The sequence below is a fragment of the Geodermatophilus sp. SYSU D00696 genome, from assembly GCF_054050235.1.
The window spans coordinates 1-5,244 of record NZ_JBJGYY010000075.1; the positions used below are offsets into that span (position 1 = coordinate 1).

The 5,244-nt window shown below is 60.6% G+C and carries 2 rRNA genes; both read right to left on the bottom strand.

Annotated features, from left to right (window positions below):
• Positions 1–3,034, bottom strand: a 23S ribosomal RNA gene (locus tag ACI79O_RS24075); the annotation flags it as partial.
• A 537-nt stretch (positions 3,035–3,571) separates the two neighbouring features.
• A 16S ribosomal RNA gene (locus ACI79O_RS24080) occupies positions 3,572–5,091 on the bottom strand.
• Positions 5,092–5,244 lie beyond the last annotated feature (153 nt).

The window sequence follows — 5,244 nt, forward strand, 5'->3', positions numbered from 1 at the left end:
TGGGTGAGAGACCTCATCTTGAAGCGAGCTTCCCGCTTAGATGCTTTCAGCGGTTATCCCTGCCGAACGTAGCCAACCAGCCGTGCACCTGGCGGTACAACTGGCACACCAGAGGTTCGTCCGTCCCGGTCCTCTCGTACTAGGGACAGCTCTTCGCAAGTCTCTTACGCGCACGGCGGATAGGGACCGAACTGTCTCACGACGTTCTAAACCCAGCTCGCGTACCGCTTTAATGGGCGAACAGCCCAACCCTTGGGACCTACTCCAGCCCCAGGATGCGACGAGCCGACATCGAGGTGCCAAACCATCCCGTCGATATGGACTCTTGGGGAAGATCAGCCTGTTATCCCCGGGGTACCTTTTATCCGTTGAGCGACACCGCTTCCACCTGCCGGTGCCGGGTCACTAGTCCCAGCTTTCGCTCCTGCTCGACCCGTCGGTCTCACAGTCAAGCTCCCTTGTGCACTTGCACTCGACACCTGATTGCCAACCAGGCTGAGGGAACCTTTGGGCGCCTCCGTTACTCTTTGGGAGGCAACCGCCCCAGTTAAACTACCCACCTGACACTGTTCCTGATCCGGATCACGGACCCAGGTTAGACATCCAATTCGACCAGAGTGGTATTTCAACGGCGACTCCACCGACACTGGCGTGCCGGCTTCCCAGTCTCCCACCTATCCTACACAAGCCGAACCGAACACCAATATCAAGCTGTAGTGAAGGTCCCGGGGTCTTTCCGTCCTGCCGCGCGTAACGAGCATCTTTACTCGTAGTGCAATTTCGCCGAGCCTGTGGTTGAGACAGCTGAGAAGTCGTTACGCCATTCGTGCAGGTCGGAACTTACCCGACAAGGAATTTCGCTACCTTAGGATGGTTATAGTTACCACCGCCGTTTACTGGCGCTTGAGTTCTGAGCTTCGCCTTGCGGCTAACCCGTCCCCTTAACGTTCCAGCACCGGGCAGGCGTCAGTCCGTATACCTCGTCTTACGACTTCGCACGGACCTGTGTTTTTAGTAAACAGTCGCTTCTCACTGGTCTCTGCGACCCCCTCCCGCTACCCCGCGCGAGGCGGTTGACGGGCGAGGGTCCCCCTTCTCCCGAAGTTACGGGGGCATTTTGCCGAGTTCCTTAACCACAGTTCGCTCGATCGCCTCGGTATTCTCTACCTGACCACCTGAGTTGGTTTGGGGTACGGGCCGCTCGGAACTCGCTAGAGGCTTTTCTCGGCAGCATAGGATCATCGGATTCGCCTCATTCGGCTATGCGTCAGGCCTCACCCTGCATGCGCCGCGGATTTGCCTACGGCGCGGGCCACACCCTTGCACCGGTACTACCACTCACCGGCACCGACTACCTTCCTGCGTCACCCCATCGCTTGCCTACTACCAGGTCGGGTCCCCAGCTACTCCCACCGTTCTCCTCGAAAGAAGAACAGCGGTTTCGGTGGGTCAGCATCGCTGGCCTCGGCAGGGACGCTCCTTCGCGGGTACGGGAATATCAACCCGTTGTCCATCGACTACGCCTGTCGGCCTCGCCTTAGGTCCCGACTCACCCTGGGCGGATTAGCCTGGCCCAGGAACCCTTGGTCTTCCGGCGGGGGAGGTTCTCACTCCCCTCTCGCTACTCATGCCTGCATTCTCACTCGCATGGCGTCCACGGCTGGCTTCCGCCGCCGCTTCACCCGCCACACGACGCTCCCCTACCCACCTCCACCCCTGGCCGGCGCCTGCAAGAGGCGACGACGGGGACCTGTGGAAGTGCCACGGCTTCGGCGGTGTGCTTGAGCCCCGCTACATTGTCGGCGCGGAACCACTTGACCAGTGAGCTATTACGCACTCTTTCAAGGATGGCTGCTTCTAAGCCAACCTCCTGGTTGTCTCTGCGATCCCACATCCTTTTCCACTTAGCACACGCTTAGGGGCCTTAGCCGATGATCTGGGCTGTTTCCCTCTCGACTACGAACCTTATCGCCCGCAGTCTCACTGCCGCGCTCTCACTTACCGGCATTCGGAGTTTGGTTGACGTCAGTAACCTTGTGGGGCCCATCGGCCATCCAGTGCTCTACCTCCGGCAAGAAACACGCGACGCTGCACCTAAATGCATTTCGGGGAGAACCAGCTATCACCGGGTTTGATTGGCCTTTCACCCCTACCCACAGCTCATCCCCCAGGTTTTCAACCCTGGTGGGTTCGGTCCTCCACGCGGTCTTACCCGCGCTTCAACCTGGCCATGGGTAGATCACCCGGCTTCGGGTCTAGGACACGCGACTATCGATCGCCCTGTTCGGACTCGCTTTCGCTACGGCTACCCCCCACGGGTTAACCTCGCCACGTATCACTAACTCGCAGGCTCATTCTTCAAAAGGCACGCCATCACCCCGCCACGCACGAGGCGTGGACATTCGGAGCTCTGACGGCTTGTAGGCACACGGTTTCAGGTACTATTTCACTCCCCTCCCGGGGTACTTTTCACCTTTCCCTCACGGTACTCGTCCGCTATCGGTCACCAGGGAGTATTCAGGCTTAGCGGGTGGTCCCGCCGGATTCACACCGAATTTCACGGGCTCGGTGCTACTTGGGAACACGCTGCAGGAGGACCGGCGTTTTCGTGTACGGGGCTCTCACCCTCTACGGCGACCCCTTCCAGAGGCCTTCCACTAACGACCGGTCTTTCTCACTCCTCGGCACGCCGGCAGACGTACCCGAGCGGTCCCACGACCCCGCTTCCACAACCCCTGCCGGGTATCACATGGAAACGGTTTAGCCTCTTCCGCTTTCGCTCGCCACTACTCACGGAATCACGGTTGTTTTCTCTTCCTGTGGGTACTGAGATGTTTCACTTCCCCACGTTCCCTCCGCACGCCCTATGTGTTCAGGCGCGGGTCACACCACATGACTGGTGCGGGGTTTCCCCATTCGGACATCCTCGGATCAACGCTCGGTTGGCAGCTCCCCGAGGCTTCTCGCAGCCTCCCACGTCCTTCATCGGCTCCTGGTGCCCAGGCATCCACCGTGTGCCCTTACCAACTTGGCCACACTCACCACCAACTCACACGCAAACTGCGCGCACCGCGACCATCCACCGGCCGACCGAAGCCAGACGAGGGATCCCGCGGCACACAGAAATCAAAGATGCTCGCGTCCACTGTGCAGTTCTCAACGACCAACCAGGCCCACCCGCCGATCCGACCCCACCAGACCCCGGCCCGCCGGCGAACCGACGCGAACCGGGCGTTGTGAGATCCAGCAGGCCCCGGCAGCAGAGACAACGACCCCGGATGTCGTGCACCCGACGGTGCACCCATCCGGGTCCGTTCCCTCAGGACCCAACAGCGTGCCTACGACCGGCCCGGACTCCTCCGGCCTCCGTTCCCCACGCCCCGCCCCCGAAGGGAACGACAGCGCCGTACTGGAAGGCCGCAGCAGCGGCCGGCCGAACTGGTCAGCGTTCCACCCTCGAGCACTGTCTCGAACACCCGTGACCACCCGGTAGTGGGCGGCCATCACGACCCGAGCACAGCTCTGCACCCGACGACCCCGTGCAGGGCCGCCGAGTGACACTGCTCCTTAGAAAGGAGGTGATCCAGCCGCACCTTCCGGTACGGCTACCTTGTTACGACTTCGTCCCAATCGCCGATCCCGCCTTCGACGGCTCCCTCCACAAGGGTTGGGCCACCGGCTTCGGGCGTTACCGACTTTCGTGACGTGACGGGCGGTGTGTACAAGGCCCGGGAACGTATTCACCGCAGCGTTGCTGATCTGCGATTACTAGCGACTCCAACTTCATGGGGTCGAGTTGCAGACCCCAATCCGAACTGAGACCGGCTTTTTGGGATTCGCTCCACCTCACGGTATCGCAGCCCATTGTACCGGCCATTGTAGCATGTTTGCAGCCCTAGACATAAGGGGCATGATGATTTGACGTCATCCCCACCTTCCTCCGAGTTGACCCCGGCAGTCTCCCATGAGTCCCCACCATCACGTGCTGGCAACATGGAACGAGGGTTGCGCTCGTTGCGGGACTTAACCCAACATCTCACGACACGAGCTGACGACAACCATGCACCACCTGTGCACGACGCCAAAGGCACCCCGCATCTCTGCGAGATTTCCGTGCATGTCAAGCCTAGGTAAGGTTCTTCGCGTTGCATCGAATTAAGCAACATGCTCCGCCGCTTGTGCGGGCCCCCGTCAATTCCTTTGAGTTTTAGCCTTGCGGCCGTACTCCCCAGGCGGGGCGCTTAATGCGTTAGCTGCGGCACGGAGACCGTGGAATGGCCCCCACACCTAGCGCCCAACGTTTACGGCGTGGACTACCAGGGTATCTAATCCTGTTCGCTCCCCACGCTTTCGCTCCTCAGCGTCAGTATCGGCCCAGAGACCCGCCTTCGCCACCGGTGTTCCTCCTGATATCTGCGCATTTCACCGCTACACCAGGAATTCCAGTCTCCCCTGCCGAACTCCAGTCCGCCCGTATCGACTGCAGGCCCGGAGTTGAGCTCCGGGTTTTCACAGCCGACGCGACGAACCGCCTACGAGCTCTTTACGCCCAATAATTCCGGACAACGCTTGCACCCTACGTATTACCGCGGCTGCTGGCACGTAGTTGGCCGGTGCTTCTTCTGCAGGTACCGTCACTTGCGCTTCGTCCCTGCTGAAAGAGGTTTACAACCCGAAGGCCGTCATCCCCCACGCGGCGTCGCTGCGTCAGGCTTCCGCCCATTGCGCAATATTCCCCACTGCTGCCTCCCGTAGGAGTCTGGGCCGTGTCTCAGTCCCAGTGTGGCCGGTCACCCTCTCAGGCCGGCTACCCGTCGTCGCCTTGGTAGGCCACTACCCCACCAACAAGCTGATAGGCCGCGGGCCCATCCCCAGCCGGAAACCCTTTCCACCACCCCTCATGCGAGAAGCGGTGACCATCCGGTATTAGCCCCAATTTCTTGGAGTTATCCCAGAGCCGGGGGCAGGTTGCCCACGTGTTACTCACCCGTTCGCCACTGATCCCCCACCGAAGCGGGTTCACCGTTCGACTTGCATGTGTTAAGCACGCCGCCAGCGTTCGTCCTGAGCCAGGATCAAACTCTCCGTAGATGAATTTGCCCCGGCCGAGAACCGAGACCTGACAGATCTCGATGTCATCAACCAAAGGAACCCACGACCCGACCGGACAACCGACCAGGCCACGGGGGTTTGTTACTTGGCACTGACTTTCGGCACGCTGTTGAGTTCTCAAGGAACGGACGC